At 65.9% G+C, this 20,284-nt stretch carries 19 protein-coding genes; 11 read left to right on the forward strand and 8 right to left on the reverse strand.

All coding sequences use genetic code 11. The features are described from left to right. The first annotated feature begins 49 nt into the window (after window positions 1-49). Both AC1DQ3_RS23745 and AC1DQ3_RS23750 read left to right on the forward strand, forming a co-directional pair. Entirely contained in the window at window positions 50-1,480 is a 1,431-nt protein-coding gene (locus tag AC1DQ3_RS23745) for an FAD-containing oxidoreductase (protein ID WP_477122603.1), read from the forward strand. Between the two features lie 41 nt (window positions 1,481-1,521). After that, window positions 1,522-3,168 carry an MFS transporter gene (locus AC1DQ3_RS23750; protein WP_477122604.1) on the forward strand — a complete coding sequence of 549 codons (1,647 nt, stop codon included), beginning with the start codon at window positions 1,522-1,524 and terminating at the stop codon, window positions 3,166-3,168. Here AC1DQ3_RS23750 and AC1DQ3_RS23755 read toward each other — a convergent pair. Then, entirely contained in the window at window positions 3,165-3,413 is a 249-nt protein-coding gene (locus AC1DQ3_RS23755; RefSeq protein WP_276291478.1) for a DUF6388 family protein, read from the reverse strand. The genes AC1DQ3_RS23750 and AC1DQ3_RS23755 overlap by 4 nt on opposite strands. 147 nt (window positions 3,414-3,560) lie before the next feature. Continuing rightward, complete coding sequence (locus AC1DQ3_RS23760) at window positions 3,561-3,953, reverse strand: hypothetical protein (RefSeq protein ID WP_477122605.1); 393 nt, start codon at window positions 3,951-3,953, stop codon at window positions 3,561-3,563. A 345-nt stretch (window positions 3,954-4,298) separates the two neighbouring features. Between AC1DQ3_RS23760 and AC1DQ3_RS23765 the strand changes: the two genes are divergently transcribed. Beyond that, window positions 4,299-4,877, forward strand: coding sequence for a BPSL1445 family SYLF domain-containing lipoprotein (locus tag AC1DQ3_RS23765; RefSeq protein ID WP_477122606.1), 579 nt, complete (start codon window positions 4,299-4,301; stop codon window positions 4,875-4,877). Between the two features lie 153 nt (window positions 4,878-5,030). Further along, window positions 5,031-5,930, forward strand: a complete 900-nt coding sequence (locus AC1DQ3_RS23770) for a recombination-associated protein RdgC (protein ID WP_477122607.1) — start codon at window positions 5,031-5,033, stop codon at window positions 5,928-5,930. 19 nt (window positions 5,931-5,949) lie between these two features. Here AC1DQ3_RS23770 and AC1DQ3_RS23775 read toward each other — a convergent pair whose 3' ends face one another. Beyond that, on the reverse strand, window positions 5,950-6,801 hold the full coding sequence (locus AC1DQ3_RS23775) for an IclR family transcriptional regulator (protein ID WP_477122608.1): 852 nt from the start codon (window positions 6,799-6,801) through the stop codon (window positions 5,950-5,952). Between the two features lie 175 nt (window positions 6,802-6,976). Between AC1DQ3_RS23775 and AC1DQ3_RS23780 the strand changes: the two genes are divergently transcribed. Together AC1DQ3_RS23780 and AC1DQ3_RS23785 are read left to right on the forward strand one after the other, a co-directional pair. After that, window positions 6,977-7,954, forward strand: coding sequence for a Bug family tripartite tricarboxylate transporter substrate binding protein (locus tag AC1DQ3_RS23780; protein ID WP_477122609.1), 978 nt, complete (start codon window positions 6,977-6,979; stop codon window positions 7,952-7,954). A 53-nt stretch (window positions 7,955-8,007) separates the two neighbouring features. After that, on the forward strand, window positions 8,008-10,356 hold the full coding sequence (locus AC1DQ3_RS23785) for a cytochrome P450 (RefSeq protein WP_477122610.1): 2,349 nt from the start codon (window positions 8,008-8,010) through the stop codon (window positions 10,354-10,356). A gap of 87 nt (window positions 10,357-10,443) precedes the next feature. Here AC1DQ3_RS23785 and AC1DQ3_RS23790 read toward each other — a convergent pair whose 3' ends face one another. Together AC1DQ3_RS23790 and AC1DQ3_RS23795 are read right to left on the reverse strand one after the other, a co-directional pair. Then, on the reverse strand, window positions 10,444-11,070 hold the full coding sequence (locus AC1DQ3_RS23790; RefSeq protein ID WP_477122611.1) for a glutathione S-transferase family protein: 627 nt from the start codon (window positions 11,068-11,070) through the stop codon (window positions 10,444-10,446). A gap of 84 nt (window positions 11,071-11,154) precedes the next feature. Next, window positions 11,155-12,075 carry a LysR family transcriptional regulator gene (locus tag AC1DQ3_RS23795; RefSeq protein WP_477122612.1) on the reverse strand — a complete coding sequence of 307 codons (921 nt, stop codon included), beginning with the start codon at window positions 12,073-12,075 and terminating at the stop codon, window positions 11,155-11,157. A gap of 126 nt (window positions 12,076-12,201) precedes the next feature. On the opposite strand from AC1DQ3_RS23795, the gene AC1DQ3_RS23800 reads away from it, so the two are divergent. The 3 genes from AC1DQ3_RS23800 to AC1DQ3_RS23810 all read left to right on the forward strand — a co-directional run bounded on the left by AC1DQ3_RS23800 (window position 12,202) and on the right by AC1DQ3_RS23810 (window position 14,192). Continuing rightward, window positions 12,202-13,125, forward strand: a complete 924-nt coding sequence (locus AC1DQ3_RS23800) for a DMT family transporter (protein ID WP_477122613.1) — start codon at window positions 12,202-12,204, stop codon at window positions 13,123-13,125. Window positions 13,126-13,220: 95 nt separating this feature from the next. After that, a complete protein-coding gene (locus tag AC1DQ3_RS23805; protein WP_477122614.1) occupies window positions 13,221-13,547 on the forward strand; it encodes a thioredoxin family protein in 327 nt (108 codons plus the stop codon). Between the two features lie 276 nt (window positions 13,548-13,823). Then, a complete protein-coding gene (locus tag AC1DQ3_RS23810) occupies window positions 13,824-14,192 on the forward strand; it encodes a VOC family protein (protein ID WP_477122615.1) in 369 nt (122 codons plus the stop codon). Window positions 14,193-14,257: 65 nt separating this feature from the next. Here AC1DQ3_RS23810 and AC1DQ3_RS23815 read toward each other — a convergent pair whose 3' ends face one another. Further along, window positions 14,258-15,154, reverse strand: coding sequence for a LysR family transcriptional regulator (locus tag AC1DQ3_RS23815; RefSeq protein ID WP_477122616.1), 897 nt, complete (start codon window positions 15,152-15,154; stop codon window positions 14,258-14,260). 96 nt (window positions 15,155-15,250) lie between these two features. Here AC1DQ3_RS23815 and AC1DQ3_RS23820 point away from each other — a divergent pair, with 96 nt between their 5' ends. After that, window positions 15,251-16,129 carry an aldo/keto reductase family oxidoreductase gene (locus AC1DQ3_RS23820; protein WP_477122617.1) on the forward strand — a complete coding sequence of 293 codons (879 nt, stop codon included), beginning with the start codon at window positions 15,251-15,253 and terminating at the stop codon, window positions 16,127-16,129. A gap of 105 nt (window positions 16,130-16,234) precedes the next feature. On the opposite strand, the gene AC1DQ3_RS23825 is transcribed toward AC1DQ3_RS23820, so the two are convergent. Continuing rightward, complete coding sequence (locus tag AC1DQ3_RS23825; protein WP_477122618.1) at window positions 16,235-17,572, reverse strand: type II toxin-antitoxin system HipA family toxin; 1,338 nt, start codon at window positions 17,570-17,572, stop codon at window positions 16,235-16,237. After that, window positions 17,565-17,891: a helix-turn-helix domain-containing protein gene (locus AC1DQ3_RS23830; RefSeq protein WP_477122619.1), complete on the reverse strand. Its 327-nt coding sequence runs from the start codon at window positions 17,889-17,891 to the stop codon at window positions 17,565-17,567. Before AC1DQ3_RS23830 ends, AC1DQ3_RS23825 begins: the two co-directional genes overlap by 8 nt. Window positions 17,892-18,245: 354 nt before the next feature. On the opposite strand from AC1DQ3_RS23830, the gene AC1DQ3_RS23835 reads away from it, so the two are divergent. After that, a complete protein-coding gene (locus tag AC1DQ3_RS23835; RefSeq protein WP_477122620.1) occupies window positions 18,246-20,024 on the forward strand; it encodes an alkaline phosphatase family protein in 1,779 nt (592 codons plus the stop codon). Window positions 20,025-20,284: the final 260 nt, after the last annotated feature.

A 20,284-nucleotide genomic window follows, 5' to 3' on the forward strand; every position in this document is an offset into this window, starting at 1 on the left:
TGCCGGGAATCGCCCCCTGGTATCTCAGGCCGCCCCAGGAGCCCTCGCCATGACCATCGACTACGACGCCATCATCATCGGCACCGGACAGGCCGGTCCCCCGCTGGCCGCGCGCCTCTCCGCCGACGGCCAGAAAGTGGCCGTGATCGAGCGCCAGGCGTTTGGCGGGACCTGCGTCAACAATGGCTGCATTCCCACCAAGACCATGGTGGCGAGCGCCTATGCCGCGCACCTGGCGCGGCGCGGGGCCGAGTACGGCGTAGTGCCCACCGGGCCGGTAACGGTCGACATGGCGCGGGTCAAGGCACGCAAGGACGGCGTGGTCGGGAATTCCAGCCATGGCGTGGAAACCTGGGTGCGCAAGCTGGAACATGGCACCGTCTATCTCGGCCACGCCCGCTTCGAGGGCCCCGACACCGTGCGCGTGAACGACACCGTGCTGCGCGCCGGCAAGATCTTCATCAACGTGGGCGGGCGCGCCTCCACGCCGCCGATGCCGGGGCTGGACCGGGTGGATTACCTGACCAACGCCAGCATGATGCGCGTGGACACGTTGCCCCGGCATTTGCTGGTGGTTGGCGGCAGTTACATCGGACTGGAGTTCGGCCAGATGTTTCGCCGCTTCGGCAGCGCGGTCACCATCGTGCAGCGCGGCCCGCGCCTGATCGAGCGGGAGGACCCGGATGTGTCCGATGCCGTGCGCGACATCCTGGCCGCCGAGGGCATTGGCCTGCGCCTGGACGCCGAGTGCATCGAACTGGAGCAGCGCGGCGGCGAGGTCGCGGTGAAGATGGATTGCGCCCACGGCGCGCCCGAAGTCGTCGGCTCGCACGTGCTGCTGGCAGTGGGCCGGCGGCCCAATACCGACGATCTCGGCCTGGACCGCGCCGGCATTGCCGTGGATGCGCACGGCTATATCCAGGTGGATGCGCAATTGCGCACCAGTGTGCCTGGCATCTGGGCGCTGGGCGATTGCAACGGCCGCGGCGCCTTCACCCATACCGCCTACAACGACTTCGAGATCGTCGCAGCCAACCTGCTGGACGCAGTGCCCGGCGACCCCCCGCGCACCGTCGGCGACCGCATCCCGGCCTATGCGCTGTACACCGATCCGCCGCTGGGGCGGGTCGGCATGAACGAGCATGAGGCGAGGCAATCCGGGCGCCGTGTGCTGGTGGGCATGCGGCCGATGACGCGGGTGGGCCGCGCGGTGGAAAAAGGCGAGACGCAGGGCTTCATGAAGATCCTGGTCGACGCCGATAGCCGTGAGATCCTGGGCGCGGCGGTGCTGGGCGTGGGCGGCGACGAGGTGATTCATTGCATCCTCGACGCGATGTATGCGTGCGCACCGTACACGGTGGTCCAGCGCGCCATGCATATCCACCCCACGGTGTCCGAGTTGATCCCGACCATGCTGGGCGAATTGCACCCGCTGGAGCCGGCGCAGCCCGCGGAGCCCCCAGCAATGGCGGCATCGTGACTGGCCCGCGCCACGCCACCCGCGTGCGCGCGCCCCGCTGAATGTCCACCACGCCGCTGGCCCAGGGCCCCTGCGACGACGCCGCGATCCGGACCAGCCCCGGCGGGCCGCCCTGTGCCAGGGCCGACGAGCCATGGGTGCTGGCCGCCACCATCCTGGCATCCAGCATGGCCTTTATCGACGGCACCGTGGTCAATCTGGCCCTACCCGCGCTGCAGAAGGACTTCGACGCCAGCCTGAGCGGCATGCAATGGGCGGTGGAAGCCTATGCGCTGCTGCTGGCGGCGCTGCTGTTGGTGGGCGGCGCCGCGGGCGACCGCTTCGGGCGCCGGCGCGTGTTTGCGCTGGGCGTGGCGATCTTTGCCGCAAGCTCGGCATGGTGCGGCCTGGCCGGCAACATCGGTCATCTGGTCGCGGCGCGGGCGGCACAAGGCGCGGGCGCGGCGCTGCTGGTGCCGGGCAGCCTGGCGTTGCTGTCGGCCTCCTTCGACGAGAGCCGGCGCGGCAAGGCCATCGGCACCTGGTCCGGCGCCACCGCGATGACCACCGCGCTGGGCCCGGTGGTGGGCGGTTGGCTCATCGGGCACCTGTCGTGGCGCGCGGCTTTCCTGGTCAACCTGCCGCTGGCAGCGGCGGTATTGCTGATTGTGTTCTGGCGCGTGCCGGAAAGCCGCGGCCCCAAGCACGAGGGCGGCCTCGACTGGGCGGGCAGCCTGCTTGCCGCGCTGGGCCTGGGCGGGCTGGTCTATGGCCTGATCGAGTCGCCGGCGCTGGGCTGGGGCAACCCGACAGTATGGATGCCGGCCGCCGCCGGCGCGCTGGCGCTTGGCCTGTTTGTGATGGTGGAGGCGCGCGTACCGAATCCGGTCATGCCGCTCGCGCTGTTCCGCTCGCGTGCTTTCCTCGGCGCCAACCTGCTCACCCTGCTGCTTTACGCCGCACTGGGCGGCGGCCTGTTCTTTCTCCCGCTCAACCTGATCCAGGTACAGGGCTATTCGTCGACGGCCGCCGGCGCGGCCCTGCTGCCTTTCATCCTGCTGATGTTCCTGCTGTCGGGCTGGGCCGGCGGGCTGGTGGACCGGCACGGCGCACGCAAACCCCTGATCGTGGGCCCGCTGGTGGCGGCAGCAGGCTTTGCCCTGTTCGCGCTGCCCGGCAGCAGTGGCAACTACTGGGTTACGTTCTTTCCGGCCGTGCTGGTGCTGGGCGCGGGCATGACGATCAGCGTGGCGCCGCTGACCACCACGGTCATGAATGCGGTGCCGCCGGGCTCGGCCGGCACCGCGTCGGGCATCAACAACGCGGCGGCACGCGTGGCCACGCTGCTGGCAATCGCGGCACTGGGGATCGTGATGGCCCGCGTGTTCGACCACCAGCTGGAGCGGGCGCTCGGCCAGCCGCCGGCTCAACCACAGGCCGGCCGAACCGTGCCGCCGCAGCTTGCCCGGGCCGTGCTGGCGCAACGCGGGAAGCTCGCGGCCATCGAGGTACCGGTGGCGCCCGATCCGCAGGCGCAGGCGGCCATCCGGCAAGCAGTGGACAACGCCTTCGTGACGGGGTTTCGCTGGGTCATGCTGCTTTCGGCACTGCTGGCTGCCGGCGGGGCGGCCTGCGCCTGGCTATTCCTGCGCCCGGCCCGTGGCAGGGCCGGCACTGGCGGCGCCTCACCCGGGAAAGCGGGCGCTTAGCGCCTCGGGGCCGGCGCGGCGCGCTCGCCCAGGTAGACCAGCAGCAGTTCGTCGACAGTCAGGCGCCGGAGCCTGGCTTCGCGCCCGATGGCACGCTCCAGCTCGGAGCGCTGGAAGGCTTCGACGCTCATGCCGACGGCGCGCGCGTGCCGCTCGGTGATCACCTTGAGCAGCGCCACCACTTCAGGGTTGTCGGCCAGAAAACGCTCGTGGGCCAGCTGCAGGCGTTCGGGAGAAAGAGTCATCGGGAGGGACCGCTGTGAGATTGGTGGGGGCGCGACCGCCGCGCTGGGTGACGCGGTCCGGACTGCACGCCAGGGCCCGCGCATTACACCACAGTGCGCCAACATGCTGGGGCGCCCCCAGCGAGAGCGGCGATCCCGTGTGCGCCTTCAGTGCGCGGCGAGGTAGCGCTCCCGCTCCACGTAGCGAACCAGGTAGTCCCGGGTCTTGGCTTCGGTATCCCGGCTGACGCGGTCGGCTGCCTGGCGCGCGCTGTCGCGGCCGTGCGAGGACACCATCTGCGCGTCCAGGTACTGGCGAAACGCCGTGCGCATGGCGTCGAGCCGGGGCTGGCAAGCCTTGAGCGCGGAGCCGGCGAGATCCTGCGCCGAAGCGCGGCTGGCCATGCCGGCGTCGGCCTGGTCCTTGGCACACGTGGTGTAAGTGACGCGCAGTGATTGCCACTGTTCATTGGCTTCGCTGACGGCTTGCGGATCGGCGGGCGCATGCGACGCACAGGCCGCCAGCAGGGTAACGGGAATGAGGGCGAGAACGGATTTCATGTTGGATGGACACCTGCCGCGCGGCCGGGTTCCCACTTCGGCAAAGCGCGCGCCACTGTTGCGGGCACACTACGATCAGGTCATTCAGGCCAGATACACGTAGGACGGCCGCGCCCCGAAATGCCGTCCTCGTCCTACAGCTTTTTGCCGGCATGCTTTGTATATTTCTCTGTGAATGAACGGGAAAGAGATGCAACGGCATCCCGGCAAACCCGATAACCACGCATGCTGTGCGATTTCCCATTTCTACAAGTGCCGATTACGCCTATCCTTGGTAACGTAGGGAGGTAAGGCGCTCCGGGGTAACGGTGCAGTGTGAGAGGTAAAACAATCAGGAGAGTGAGTATGCAACGCAGATCGTTTCTGACAGCAGGGGCTGGACTGATAGTGGCATCTTCGGGTCTGTTGGGTGCCTGTACCACCACGCCGAGTGCCCCCACGGACAAATCCGCCAAGCGCCGGGAGATCGACGGCGGCGTGGACGGTTCGCTCAACAGACTGTACGAGACGGCGAAGGGCTCGCGCGAACTCGCCAACCGCGCGCGCGGCATCCTGGTCTTCCCCAACGTCATCTCGGCCGGCTTCTTCGTGGGTGGCGAGTATGGCGATGGCGCACTGCGCGCCGGGGGTGCCCACCATGGCTACTACCGCCTCATCACCGGCTCGCTCGGCTTCCAGTTCGGGGCGCAGTCCAAGGCCGTCATCCTGATGTTCATGACGCAGGAGGCACTCGAGAAGTTCGTCGCCAGCCAGGGCTGGACTGCCGGCGTGGACGCTACCGTGGCGCTGGCCACGATTGGCGCGAATGGCGTGCTGGACACCAATACCGCCCAGCAGCCCATCGTTGGCTTCGTGGTCACCAACGCGGGCCTGATGGCCGGCGTGAGCCTGGCGGGCTCGAAGATCAGCAAGCTCGATATCTGAGACTCGATATCCAAGACAGCGGGAAGCATGCAGGGGCCGGGTTGCGAAGGCAGCCCGGCCCCTGTCTTTCCCCACCCCCGCGCACTCGTTCACGCATTGTTACCGCATCGGACACGCTAACCGGCTAGAATCGGTCCCTTTGGCCGAATTCCCATGTGGTTCAAGAATCTCCAGCTACACCGTCTGTCCGCACCGTGGTCCCTCGCCGCCGACGAGGTCGAGGCCTGTCTGGCGCGCCACGCCTTCTTCCCCGGCACCAGCCTGGAAATGCAGACCCAGGGCTGGGCCTCGCCCCGTGAAAACGGCACCCTGGTGCACCAGGTCGGCAAGCAGATGCTGCTGACCCTGCGCACCGAGAAAAAACTGCTGCCCTCCACCGTGGTCAACCAGGTCACCAAGGCGCGCGCCGCCGAACTGGAAGAGCAGCAAGGCTTCAAGCCGGGCCGCAAGCAGATGAAAGAGCTCAAGGAACAGATCACCGAAGAACTGCTGCCGCGCGCGTTCAGCATCCGCCGCGACACCCGCGTGTGGATCGACCCGGTCAACGGCTGGCTCGCCATCGACGCCGCCGCGCCAGCCAAGGCCGATGAAGTGCGCGGCCTGCTGTTCAAGGCCATCGACCCGCTGCCGCTGGTCAACCTGCACGTCAACCAGTCGCCGGTCGCCGCCATGACCGACTGGCTGGCCACCGACACGGCCCCGGCCGGCTTCAGCGTGGACCAGGAAATGGAGCTGCAATCCAGCGCCGAGAGCAAGGCCACGGTGCGCTATGTGCGCCATCCGCTGGATGCCGAGGACCTGCGCCGCCATATCGCCGCCGGCAAGCGCTGCACGCGCCTGGCGATGACCTGGAACGACCGCGTGTCCTTCGTGCTCACCGAATCCCTGACCATCAAGCGCGTGGCGCCGCTGGATGTCATCAAGGAACAGGCCGGCGCCAGCGCCAGCGATGAAGACGAGCGTTTCGACGGCGACTTCACCATGATGGCCGGCGAACTGGCCAACATGCTGTCGGACCTGACCGAAGCCCTGGGCGGCGAACGCAAGGCTTGAGCCCAGGTCCGGCCAGGCTTCAGACGGCGCCGCCGCCCGGCGGTGCCGCGGCATATCCCAGCAGCGCGCTGGCGGCCTGCGCCTCGCGGCGAACGGCCATGGCGATCGGTCCGTCCATCGACGCATCGAAGCCGCCCGTGGCGCCCAGTGCCGTGATCACCGCGCAGATCCGGCCCGTGTAGTCGTACAGGGGCGCGGCCACCGCGCTAATGCCCTTCAGGTTGGTATCCCGCACCACCGCGCACCCCGCTGCACGAACCTCGTCCCGCAGCACCCCGATGGGATCGTCGCGATCCAGCTGCGCGCGCAACGCCGGCGGCGCCGCCGCCAGCTCTTCTTCCGCCATCGCCCGCACGCGCGGCTCGTCCAGCAGGCCCAGCAATGCGCGCCCGGTGGCCGACCACAACATCGACATCACCGAGCCCACGCGCACATTGACCGTCACGGGCAGCCCGGGCTCCTCGAAACGCACGATGGTCGGGCCCTTGTTGCCCATCACGGCCACGAAGCAGGTGACGTCAAGGCTCTCGCGCAGGCGGATCAGCGACGGCTCGGCGATCCGGATCGGATCGACCTGCCGCATCGCCGCCAGGCCGATCAGCATGGCCTCCATGCCGAGGAAATACTGCTGCGACCCCGACTCCTGCACCACCAGCCCCTCGTCGATCAGGCTGGCCAGGTAGCGGTGCACCTTGGCCGGGCTCTCCGCGATGTGCGCGGCCAGCGCGGTCAGGCTGGCGCGCCCGCCGAGACTGGCCAGCCCCTTGAGCACGGTCATGCCGGTCTGCGCCGATTGCACCCGCTGCCGCCGCTCGCGCGCCGGCGGCGCGGCGGGCAGGCCCGTGTCGTCTGGATCGAGTGTTGTCTTCATGGCCCGAGATTCTAGTGCGGTGCGGGGCGCCGCGTCAGGACCCCACGTTAACCCGTATCGCCAGATTACGCAATGCGTATATCATTTACGCATAACGACGCGAGAGAGGCAACAGCCTCCACAGACAACAAACCGCGAACCCGGGAAACCGGGAAACCGCGAAACAGGAGACAAGATGATCACAGTCCGCAAATGCATCGCCACGGGCCTGGCCGCCATCCCCCTGCTGGCGGCTGCCGCCAGCGCCGACACCGCCTTCCCATCCAAGCCGGTGCGCTGGGTGGTGCCGTACGCGGCCGGCGGCGGCTCGGACTTCCTGGCGCGCTCGATCGGCCAGGCGCTCTCCGCCCGCCTCGGCCAGCCGGTGGTGGTCGACAACAAGCCGGGCGGCAACACGGCGATTGCCGCGGCGGAAACCGCGCGCTCCCCGGCCGATGGCTACACGGTGCTGTCGGCGGACAACGGCACGCTGGTGTTCAACCCGGCGCTGTACAAGACGCTTTCCTACAACCCGGCCAAGGACCTCGCGCCCGTCACCCTGCTGGGCCGCTTCCCGATGATCCTGGTGGTCGGCCCCGGCATGAACGTCAACACCGTGCAGGAGTTCATCGCCAGGGCGAAATCCAAGCCCGGCGGCATCGACTACGCCTCGGCGGGCGCTGGCAGCCCGCACCATCTGGCGATGGAACTGCTCAAGGTGGAGGCCGGACTGAACATGGTCCACGCACCCTATCGCGGCGCCGCACCCGCGCTGGCCGACGTGGCCGGCGGGCAAATCCCCGCCATGATGGTCGACCTCGCTGCGGGCGCGGGCTTTATCAAGGGCGGCAAGGTCAAGGCGCTGGCCGTGGCCAACCCGACCCGCCTGCCCCAGTTGCCGGACGTGCCGACCTTTGCCGAGGTCGGCTACAAGAATGTGGAAGCCGCGGCTCTGGTCGGCATGGTGGTACCCGCCGCCACGCCGCCGGAGATCGTCGCCACGCTGAACAAGCAGGTGGTGGCGGCCATCAGGGAGCCGGCGGTCAACAAGCGGCTGGTTGACTTCGGCGTGGAGCCGGTGGGCAATACGCCCGCGCAATACGCCGAGCTGCTGCGCAGCGAGACCACGCGCTGGCACAAGCTGATCCGCGACCTGAAGATCACGCTGGATTGATCGCCGCGTATTACCGCGTATCCGCAAAGAAAACGAACACCGGAGCAACAAGCATGGCCAACGCTACCCCCAATCCGCGCGCCTCGGGATGCCCCGTTGACCACAGCTTGCTGGCGGCGCAGCGCACTCCCACCGGCTGCCCGGTCAGCCCCGGCGCCGCCGGGTTCGATCCCTTCGAGGATGGCTACCAGCAGGACCCGCCCGAATACGTGCGCTGGGCGCGCGAACGGGAGCCCGTCTTCTACAGCCCGAAGCTGGGCTACTGGGTGGTGACGCGCTATGACGACATCAAGGCGATCTTCCGCGACAACCTCGCCTTCAGCCCGTCCATCGCGCTGGAGAAGATCACACCGACCGGGCCCGAAGCCAACGCCGTGCTTGCGTCCTACGGTTACGCGATGAACCGCACGCTGGTCAACGAGGACGAACCCGCGCACATGCCGCGGCGCCGCGTGCTGATGGAGCCCTTCACGCCGGAGGAACTCAAGCATCACGAGCCCATGGTGCGCAAGCTTGCGCGCGAGTACCTCGACCGCTTTATCGACGACGGCCGCGCCGACCTGGTCGATCAGATGCTGTGGGAAGTGCCGCTGACCGTGGCGCTGCATTTTCTCGGCGTGCCCGAGGAAGACATGGACCTGCTGCGCAAATATTCCATCGCGCATACCGTCAACACCTGGGGCCGGCCCAATCCGGAAGAGCAGGTGGAAGTCGCGCATGCGGTGGGCAACTTCTGGCAGCTCGCCGGCAAGATCCTCGACAAGATGCGCCAGGACCCGTCCGGACCGGGATGGATGCGCTACGGCATCCGCAAGCAGCGGGAGCACCCGGAGATCGTCACGGATTCCTACCTGCACTCGATGATGATGGCCGGCATCGTCGCCGCGCATGAAACCACCGCCAACGCGACGGCCAATGCCATCAAGCTGCTGCTGCAGCATCCGCGCGCCTGGCAGGAGATTTGCGAGGACCCCGGCCTGATTCCGAACGCGGTGGAGGAATGCCTGCGGCACAACGGTTCGGTCGCTGCCTGGCGGCGCCTGGCAACGCGCGACGTGCAGGTTGGCGGCGTGGATATTCCCGCTGGCTCGAAGCTGCTGATCGTGACATCCTCGGCCAATCACGACGAGCGGCACTTCGCCGACGCGGACCTGTTCGACATCCGCCGCGAGAATGCCAGCGACCAGCTCACCTTCGGCTACGGCTCCCACCAGTGCATGGGCAAGAACCTGGCGCGCATGGAAATGCAGGTCTTCCTGGAGGAACTCGCGCGGCGCCTGCCCCATATGCGCCTGGCCGAACAGCGTTTCAGCTACGTGCCCAACACCTCGTTCCGCGGCCCCGAGCACGTGTGGGTGGAGTGGGACCCGCGGCAGAATCCCGAGCGCGCCAACCCTGCCCTGCGGGATGTGCAGGTGCCGGTACGTATCGGCGAGCCTTCGGGCCACGCCCTCAGCCGCCCGGTAGTGGTGGCAAGCGCGGTCCGCGCGGCCGACGGCATCGTCCGGCTGAGGCTGGTCTCGCCCGATGGCCAGCCGATGCCGCGCTGGACGCCGGGCTCGCATATCGACGTGGAATGCGGCGATACCGGATTGTCCCGACAGTACTCGCTTTGCGGCGATCCGGACGACAGCGGCGCGCTGGAGATCGCGGTACTGCGGGAAGCGCAGGGCCGCGGCGGCTCCGCCTGGATCCATGACGGCGTGAAGGCCGGCGACCGGCTGAAGATCCGCGGGCCGCGCAATCACTTCCGCCTGGACGAGAGCGCGGGCAAGCTGATCTTTATCGCCGGCGGCATCGGCATCACCCCCGTCAGCGCGATGGCGCGGCGGGCGAAGGCGCTCGGCATGGATTACGAACTGCACTACAGCGGCCGATCGCGCGCATCCATGGCACTGCTCGACGAACTGATCGCGCTGCATGGCGATCGCCTGCATATCCATGCAAAGGATGAGGCAAGGCGCAACGATTTCAGCGCGCTGCTCGGCCGCCCCGAACCGGATACGCAGATCTACGCCTGCGGCCCGGCGCGCATGCTTGAAGCGCTGCAGCAGAGTTGCGCGAGCTGGCCGGACGATGCGCTGCGGATCGAGCATTTCCAGTCGGCGCTGACCGCGCTGGACGCCAGTCAGGAACAGGCATTCGAAGCCGAGTTGAAGGACTCCGGCCTGGTCGTCACGGTCGCCCCGGGCCAGACCCTGCTGGCCGCGCTGCGTGCCGCCAATATCGATATGCAGAGCGATTGCGAGGAAGGCCTGTGCGGCTCCTGCGAAGTTCGCGTCCTGGCCGGCGAGGTGGATCATCGCGACGTGGTGCTCACGCGCGCGGAGCGGGAGGCCAATACGAAGATGATGGCGTGCTGCTCGCGCGCGAAGTGCGCGCGGCTGGTGCTGGAGCTTTGAGCGGCGGCGCTTATGCGGTGCTTATGTGGTGCGGTGCTTATGCGGTGCTTATGCGGCGCGCGCCACCCCTGCCTGCGTAGTTGCCCATCAACCGCCCTGCTCTGCCGCCAGCTTCGCATCGATGGCGCGGGCACGCGCCACCGCCGGACGTGCGTTGATGCGGTCGATATAAGCCTGCACCACCGGCGTCGCCTCGACCAGCTTGAACATGGTGGTCCAGGTCAGCGCGGTGCCCCACAGCACGTCGGCGGCGGTAAAGGTATCGCCCAGCAGGTAGGGGCCCTTATCCAGCTGGCCGAGCAGCGTGCTGATCGTGGTGTCGTAGTCCCCATACGGACACATCGTGCGCGGCGTCTCGCGCTGTTGCGAGCGGTCCACCAGTGCCGGCTCGAAGCACGAACCATAGAACGCCATCCAGCGCAGGTAAGGCCCGCGCAGCGGATCGGTCAGCGCGGGGGCGAGCCCGGCCTGCGGGAAGAGGTCGGCCAGGAAGATGAACACCGCCGTCTGCTCGGTCACCAGCGCATCGCCATAGCGGACCGCCGGCACCTTGCCCATCGGATTGATGGCCAGGTAAGCCGGTTCGCGCTGCTCGCCGGCCTTCATATTGAGCGGATGGAGACGGTAAGGCACACCCAGCTCCTCGAGCAGGGTCAGTGCGCCGGTGGAGCGCGTGTTGGGCGAGTGGAACAGGGTGACTTCGGGCTGGGACATTGCATTGGCTCCGGGGGAAAAAAACCATTATCTTTACACCGATCCTGCAGCTCCGATCGGAAAAATGCGAGGTTCATGCTCCTGTCAGCCAGGGCCGCCGATGTGTTCCGCCAGGTAGTCGATCAACACCCGCACCTTCGGTGGCAGGAAACGATTGGGCGGATATAGCAGCCACACCGAACCCACGTAGGCCCGCGCCTGCAGTTCCCAATCGGCCAGCACCTGCACCAGTTCGCCGCTTTGCAACGCCACGGCCGCGGCGAATTCCGGCAGGCTGGCGATGCCGAAATCCTGCTGCGCCGCTTCGAGTCGCGCGCCGACGTGGTTCGCGATATAGCGCCCCCTCACCTCCACGGTCTGCGTCTCGGTGCCTCTGCGGAACCGCCAGCGGTTGTCGTCGGCGGTCTCTCCCAGGTACAAGCAATCGTGCTGCGTGAGCTCGCGCGGATGCACCGGCGTGCCGCGCGCGCGCAGATAGGCTGGCGAGGCGCACAGCACCCAGTGCACCACGCCCAGGCGGCGCCCGGCCAGGCCGGGTGGCGGGCGCTCGGTCAGCCGGATCACGAGATCGAGATCGTCATCGAKCGGATCGACCTCGTGGTCGGAAAACAGCAACTGGAGATCGATCTCCGTGTACGCGCGCAGGAAGCCAGGCACGAGCGGATGGATCACCGTTTTCGCGAACGCGGTCGGCGCGCTCACACTGACCCTGCCCTGCGGCCGGCCCACCAGGTGACCGGCCGCGTCCATCGCTCCCGATGCGGCACTCACCACGTCGCGGCAGTACCGGTACACCTGCGCGCCCGATTCCGTCACACGGACCTTGCGGGTCGAACGCTCCAGCAGGCGCGTCGCCAGGGCTTCCTCCAGGCGCTTGATCTGGCGGCTGACCGTGGACGGCGTGCTGCCGAGCTGGCGCGCGGCCACCGAAAAATTGCCCGCATCGACAACGCGCGCGAACACCGCCATGTCAGGCAGCAAGGCGAAGAGATCGTTTTGGTTCATGAGACGTAATCGCGGCCAGAGCGGTGAATTAATGCATCTGCGACATAAAGGCTGTGCACTTCGACACGATTATCAACGTGAACGCAAAGTTCGACAATGCAGCACCAACGCCTCGCGAGATCCGCCATGCCTGCTCAACAACGCCTCCTCCTGCTGTCCGACCTGATGCTGCTCGCGGTCGCCGTGGTCTGGGGCAGCAGCTACGGCGTCGTCAAGAGCGCGCTCGCGTTCTATCCCGTGCTGGGCCTGCTGGCGCTGCGCTTCGGTCTCACCTTCCTGGTGCTGTCGCCCACGCTGGCCGGGCTGCGCCACGCCGATGCGGCCACCGTGCGCGGCATGCTCGGCACCGGGGTGCTGCTGCTGTGCATCTTCCTGTGCGAGACGTTTGGCGTGCTGCACACGCGCGCGTCCAATGCGGCGTTCCTGATCAGCTTGTGCGTGGTGCTGACGCCGCTGGTCGAATGGCTGCTGCTCAAGCGCAAACCGAGCACCATTGAATGGGCTGCGGTGGCGCTCTCGCTGCTGGGCGCGTGGCTGCTGGCAGGTGAAGGTGAGTTCGTCCTCAATCTCGGCGACGGCCTGATCGTGGCCGCCGCGGTATTGCGGGCACTGATGGTGTGCGTGACGAAGCGAGTGCTGCGCGCGGCGTCGATGCCTGCGCTGACGGTGACGGCGGTGCAAGCGGGCGTGGTGGCTGTCGGCAGCGCGGCCGTGGCCCTCGCATTGGTGCCCGCGCAGTGGCAACCCATACCGCGGTGGTCAGGCTACGGGGCATTCTGGGGCTGCGTGCTGTGGCTGGTAGTCGCCTGCACGCTCTTCGCATTCTTCGCGCAGAACTACGCCATCAAGCGCAGCAGCCCGACACGCGTGGCCTTGTTGATGGGCAGTGAACCCGCGTTTGGCGCGCTGTTCGCGAGCGTGTGGCTGGCAGAAAGGATCTCCGCCACCGCATGGACCGGCGGTGGCCTGATTGTCGCGGCCTCGCTGCTGGCCACGGTGCGCTGGCGCAAGCCGGTGGCCGCCGATGCGCCGCAGGGCTCGCAGGCGTAGCCGCTTTTGCTGCCTGCGCCCAGGTGGCGCCGCGTTCCCAGGCACTACAATATGGGCCACGGCTTGCCGCGCACCGGCAGGCCAAAGGATCCAATATGACGATGATCGACATGTACGCGGCGCGCGAACCGGGGCGGGCCGATATCGATGCAATGAAAGGGCCGGCCCTGATCGAATTCGGTGCGCCTTGGTGCGGCTACTGCATGCGTGCCCAGCCCCACCTGGCAAGCGCCATGCACAGCCACCCGGAGGTCCGGCACATCAAGATCGAAGACGGCAGCGGCAAGCCGCTGGGCCGCTCGTTCAGGGTCAAGCTGTGGCCGACGCTGGTGTTCCTGCGCGACGGCATCGAAGTGGCGCGGCTGGTGCGGCCGGACAGCGTCGTGGACATCGAGAAGGCGCTGCGGGAGATCGACGCCTGAGCACGGTCCGGCGGCGGACTCGACACGCCGGGATGCGATGACGGCTTGGCACCGGCAAAACGGCCCGCAACGGGATGCCGATGCCATCCCGAGCACCCAAATCGGCGCTTGCATGCCGGCGACACGCTCTCTCCGGATTTCCCCCGTGCCCGCAAGCCGTCTATCCTGCAAAGCAGCGTGACGTGCAGAATGGCACCGCGCGTTGCCGCGTGGAGCCCAGGTGCCGCCGTCCGGCGTACGCGCCGGCCCTTCAAGTCACATCCGGAAGCTTGCGACATGGCCATCCAGTTCAATCACACCATCGTGTTTTCTCGCGACAAGCATGCGTCCGCGGCCTTTCTCTGCGAGATCCTTGGACGCCCCGCGCCCGTGCCGTTCGGCCCCTTCCTGGCGGTGCGGATGGACAATGGCGTCAACCTCGACTTCATGGACGCGAAAGGAGAGGTCGCGCTGCAGCACTATGCCTTCCTGGTTGGCGACGCCGAGTTCGACGAGAGCTTCGCCCGCATCCAGGCACGCCGGCTCACGTACTGGGCCGACCCGTACCGGCTCCGCCCGGGCGAGGTCAACACGGATGACGGCGGCCGCAGGATCTACTTCGAGGATCCGAGCCTGCACCTCCTCGAAATCTTCACGCACGCGTGAGGGCTCGCCCTTGCGGAGCGGCCGGGCTGGCACAAGAGACCTGACGTTGCATCAGCCAGCCGTGATCAAGACGCCTTGATGAACTCGATGAACGCCCGCAGCGCCGCGGGCACGAGGCGTCGCCCAGGGTAGTAGAGGAATGGTCCCGAGAAGGGCTGCCACCAAGGCTCAAGGACGGGTTCAAGCGCACCGCTCGCAAGATGCGGGCGCAACCAGTCTTCGAAGAGGTGCACAACGCCGGTACCGGCGATCGCGGCATCGACCGTGAGATCGATTGCTCCGCCGATCTGCACCAGGAGAGGGCCAGCGGGGTCGACCCGCGTCACCTCGCCATCGCGCTCGAACTCCCATGGTGGCATCGCGCCGCTGGCGAAACGGCCGCGCAGGCAGGCGTGGTCAAGCAGTTCCCGGGGGTGCCCGGGCCGGCCATGGCGATCGAGGTAGGCGGGGGCCGCAGCGGTCGCGAACCGCTGCACACGGGGGCCTATCGGCACGGCAATCATGTCCTGCTCCAGCCGTTCGTCGTAGCGGATGCCCGCGTCGCATCCGGCCGCCAGCACGTCGACAAAATTCTCGTCGGCAACCACTTCCAGCCGTATCTCGGGATAGGCGGCGAGAAATCGCGGCACGATGGCCGGCAGTACCAGCCGTGCCGCGCTGACCGGCACGTTCAGCTTGAGGGTTCCGGCCGGCCTGTCACGAAACACGTTGACGACATCCAGCGCCGCTTCCACTTCGCTCAGGGCAGGGCCGAGCCGGGCAAGCAGGCGCTCGCCCGCTTCGGTGGGCACGACACTGCGCGTCGTCCGATTGAGCAGCCTGACGCCAAGCTGCGTTTCAATGCGGCGTACCGCCTCGCTGAGCCCCGACGCGCTGGTGCCGCTGATGCGCGCGCCAGTACGAAAGCCCTTCGCGCGCACCACCACCACGAAGGCGTTCAGACCCGCCAGATCGACTTGCATTGTTCGCCCTTCCGTACAACCCGTGCAAATTGTAGCGACTTATCGCGCGAGGATGCAACGCTTAAGCTTGGGCTTCCTGTTCAGAGGAGATCGAGCATGTCCAGCGTTCACAAGTCCGGCACATTCAATTTCGGCGACCGTACCGTCAATCGGCTCGGCTACGGCGCCATGCAGCTCGCGGGGCCCGGCGTATTCGGGCCGCCGAATGACCGCGATGCGGCATTGGCGGTGCTGCGCGAAGCTGTCGCTTCCGGGATCAATCACATCGATACCAGCGATTTCTACGGCCCGCACATCACCAATCAGTTGATCCGCGAAGCGCTACATCCCTATCCCGGCGATCTCGTCATCGTCACGAAGATTGGCGCCCGACGCGGCGAGGATGGATCATGGCTGCCGGCCTTCTCGCCGGAAGCACTGACCCAGGCGGTGCACGACAATCTGCGCAACCTGGGGCTGGACAGGCTGGATGTAGTCAATCTCCGCCTCATGTTCGATGAGCATGAGCCCATCGAGGGGTCGATCGAGGCCCCGCTCAACGTTCTTGCAGAGCTTCAGCGGCAGGGCCTGGTGCGCCATATCGGTTTGAGCAACGTCACGCCCACGCAGATCGCGGAGGGCCGGCGGATCTGCGAGATCGTCTGTGTACAGAACCACTACAATCTCGCGCATCGAACCGACGATGCGCTGATAGACGATCTCGCCCGCGACGGCATCGCCTACGTGCCGTACTTTCCGCTGGGCGGCTTCACGCCGTTGCAGTCCACAACCCTGTCCAACGTAGCCGATCGCCTCGACGCAACGCCAATGCAGGTCGCGCTGGCGTGGCTGCTTCGCCGGGCGCCGAACGTCCTCCTGATTCCCGGCACATCGTCCACTGCGCACCTGCGGGAGAACCTGGCCGCGGCCGCTCTTGAGCTACCGGATGATGCAGCCGTGGAACTGGACCGCATGGTGAACGTTGGCGCCGTCTGATGGGCAATAGCCAAAGCCAATAGCCGGTGAAAGACCAGATGACCGTGGGCGGCGAGGCCGGCGCGTGGACCCAGCATTGCCAACGGCTAGCCCCGGGGGCGCTCTTCATGCCCCGCGCCGGCCGCGTCCCGTTTGCGGGTTGAGCGCCGCCATATCAGGCGCGGCCTTGCCAACAACGATATCGTGCGCTAGCACGAACGCGGAACTCTGGCTTTCAAGTTCTGCTTCCAACAGGCCGCAGTCGCCGACGTATAGTGCGCGCCATGACTCGTGGACCGTGCGAGCCATCGCCTTGAGCGTTTCCCACGCTTCCTCTTTCGAGTAGGAGAAGAGTTCAGCGTTCCACAGGACGGATGTGGGTGTCGCAACGCGCTCGCCAACCCTTCTGTCAAGCCTCCTGCGGTTCACCGCCATTGCCTGGCCGCCACGTTGGCTTGGCATCGCCACCATGTCGTATGCCGGCGAAAGGCCCCAAATGCCGTTGCGGTTGAGCAATCCATGGTTGCGCGGATAATCATCAATGTTGCTGACGAGCGCGTTGAACACCATCCGGCGCCACAACTCGCGTTGCTGCGGTGCGTATGCCTGTTCCTCGCCACCACACCATCGACGCAATTCATCGGCTAGTGAGGCATAGGAGCGGGCCTCATCCTCGCGCGTTGCGTCACCGCGCAGGCGCAGAACGGTCGCGGCGCTGGCGAAGAGCGATCGCTCGACGCCACCTTGATCCACCTTCCGATCGAATCGCTTGACCAACACGACTTCGTGAGGGCCAACCCGCCGGAATACGACGTCGGCTACATCGATGCCACACATCCTGGCGAGTTTCATCGCCGTATATTCACGGGCTGGAAGTCGAGGGGAGCCGCCGCGCTCCTGCAGTTTCGCGATCCACCATTCGGTGGCGTTGCCGATCCTGCGAGAGAGGGTCAACTTGGGCTTTTCGCCGCCGAGGCTGGTCGCATCTTCGGCTCCAGCGACCTCCTGCACAACGCGTCGCGCAGAAATGCCAGGATCGACCTTCTCGAGTGCGAGTAGCAGAGCCGCTTCGTCAGGTGGCGAGAAGTTTGACCTGTGCTCGATACGCTCACCCGGACACACTTCGATCGCCCCAACGCTATCGCCTGGGGCAAAGTCCATGCGCTCGACCTCGTCCAGGATCTCGCCTCCATGCATGGCCGTGATCAAATCCAAGCCGAATCCTTCTGGCGCCGCGTCGCGTAACACCCCAAATACCCCGTTCATCAGAGTCGTTGTATCTGGCTTTCTTGAACGTGTGAACGGCAGATTGATGGGGTCTATGGGGAGGGCACCCTCCAGTTCCCGGTATGCGCCGGTGTAGTGAAACTTGCCCTGTCCCGGAGACCACCAGAAAGTGCCGCATTGCACGGGTTGCGTCCTGCCCGGTAGCCAAACCCACACGGGCCTCTCCTTGTCAGCCATGCCCGTGCCCTGGCGCTTTACGCGGCATCCGACGCAAGGCCTCGGCTTGTACTATCGGGTCAAGGTCAGCCCGCAGGGATTCTTCCAGGACGTGAAGCCGGTCGAGCGTCCAAAGGGCCTTGAGCACTTGGGCGAGTGACACCGATGGGCGCCCCTTCTCGAGGTTCACCACAGTGTTCACGCTCACCCCCATCTTGGCGGCGAGGTCCGCCTGGCTCCAGTAGCGGGCACGCCTGGCAAGCGACACGCTCTCGCCGAGTGCCAGGGCTACGTTCTCTGCCTCGAACGGTAGATGCTCCGCCAGCTGCCTTGTTTTCACAATAAACTCAAAATATCAGACCGATATTTTTAGTTTATGCAAATTTTGTAGAGGTGACAAGACCCACGCGGGCGGTACGAACTGCTGACATCAGGTGCTTGATAGGGCGCAATGATGGCCGGAATGCGTGGCAATACGTGCACGAGCCTGATCGAAGCGCGAGGCCGTGCGGGCTGATCACGCGCCATACATTGCCCACGCGGCGTGCACGACGTCGCAACAGATCGTAAGCGTAGGCGACCATCCAGTTTGCATCTCCAGCGCACGTGCCAACACGATTTTGACATATGCGAATCCTTTACTGCTTGCAGCGAATCCCGGTTCGCGTCCCCAGACAAAGGTGGAGAATTCATCATGCAGCCAAGGTCCAGATCCGGAATCAGCGCCATTGCGCTAGGTACCGCAGTGTTGTCCTATTCGCTTGCCGCCGCAGCACAGGCAATTAATCCAGCCGCCGCAGCACCTACCTCTACTCCCATCAAGCACGTCATTGTCGTGATCGGGGAGAATCACACATTCGACAATCTGTTTGGCGGATACAAGCCACACAAAGGTCAGACGATCCATAACCTGCTGTCGAAGGGCATCATCGACGAGGATGGCAGTCCGGGTCCGAATTTCGCCAACGCCGTGCAGCAGCAGGCCGGTAACACGAGCGTCTATCGCATCGACCCAGCCGTCACGGGCGCCTTCGCCTCCCTGCCGCAGCCGCAGACCACCTACGCCACCGGACTGCCGCCTGACGTTCCGGACGTGCGATTTCCGGCTAATCTGCGGCCGGGACCGTTCCAGATCACCAAGTACGTGCCTTACGATTCCTATGTTGGGGACCCGCCCCATCGCTTCTTCCAGATGTGGCAGCAGGTTAATCAGGGCAAGCATGATTTGTTCGCCTGGGTCGGCGTTGTCACGGGTATCGGCCCGGACAATAGCTTCAACCCACCGAGCTATGGGCCCAACAACACGCTACAGGGGGGCGAAGCGATGGGCTTCTACAACATGAGTACCGGCGACGCCCCCATGTTCAGGAAGCTGGCACGGCGCTATGCGCTGAGCGACAACTACCATCAGGCCGTGATGGGCGGTACCGGCGCCAACTTCCTGGCCATCGTCACTGGCGACGTTGCGTACTTCAACAGCAACGGCGTGCCCAAAAAGCCGTTCGACAATCAGATCGAGGATCCCGATCCCCAACCCGGCACCAACAATTGGTACAAGAAGGACGGCTATACGGGTGGCTCCTATGTGAATTGTGCCGATCCGAGCCAACCCGGGGTGAGCGCGATCATGAGCTACATCCAAGGCCAACCGGGTAAGCCTTTCAATGCCGGGAATTGCGCACCGGGCACCTACTACCTCGTGAACAATTATGGCCTCGGGTACACCTTCGACGGCAACGTCCGGCCACTTGGGCCCACGCAATTCACCCTGCCCCCGCAGACGATTCCGACGATCGCCGACAAGCTCTCCGCCAAACATGTCTCTTGGAAGTGGTACAGCGGAGGACGCGAGGGGGCGACGACTACCAGCGAGTACTGCAGCATCTGCGATCCGCTCACCGGATTCACCTCCATCATGACCACGTCGCTGAAGAACAACCTCCAGGGCATGACAGAGTTGTACAGCGACCTCGCAACTGGCAGCAAATTCCCGGCGGTCGCGTTCGTGCGTCCCTTTGAAAGCAAGGCGGGGCACCCCGCAAATGCAAAGACGTCAGACTTCGAGAACTTCGTTGCCGACCTCGTCGATAAGGTCAAGGCCAGCCCCGCGCTGTGGAAGGAGACGGCGGTGCTGATCACAGTGGACGAAGGTGGCGGCTATTACGACTCAGGCTACATCCAGCCGGTTGACTTCTTCGGCGACGGCACGCGCATCCCTCTGCTGGCGGTGTCGCCGTGGGCAAGGAAGGGATATGTGGATCATACCTACACGGATCATGCCTCGATCCTGAAATTCATCGAGAAGAACTGGGGGGTACGGCCGTTGTCAACGCGCAGCCGCGACAATCTGCCGAATCCACGGCAAGGGGACGAAAATATCTATGTGCCCAGCAATCGGCCCGCAATCGGTGATCTGATGTCCTTGTTCGATTTTGATCGCGATATCGATCGCGAGCGTGATATCGACGACTGAGTTGAGTCGACGCGGCACGGGGCATACATCGCCCCGTGCCCGCGCATCCCTGGTCCGCTTCGGCCATTAGCGCCTTGAAGTGGCCACGCATGGTCTGGTGCAGGAGTATGGAGACCGTGCTCATGAAACCCTCCCGCTTTTGCGTCATGCGTTGGCCTGCGCACGGCCGGCTCGGCATGCCTGACAAAAAGTTAATTACTCTTAACCCAGCCATGCGCTGCCTCATCGCATGGATCGGCCCCTTGGCATCACGTCGTGCG

This window comes from Cupriavidus sp. 01T418 (genome assembly GCF_056398885.1).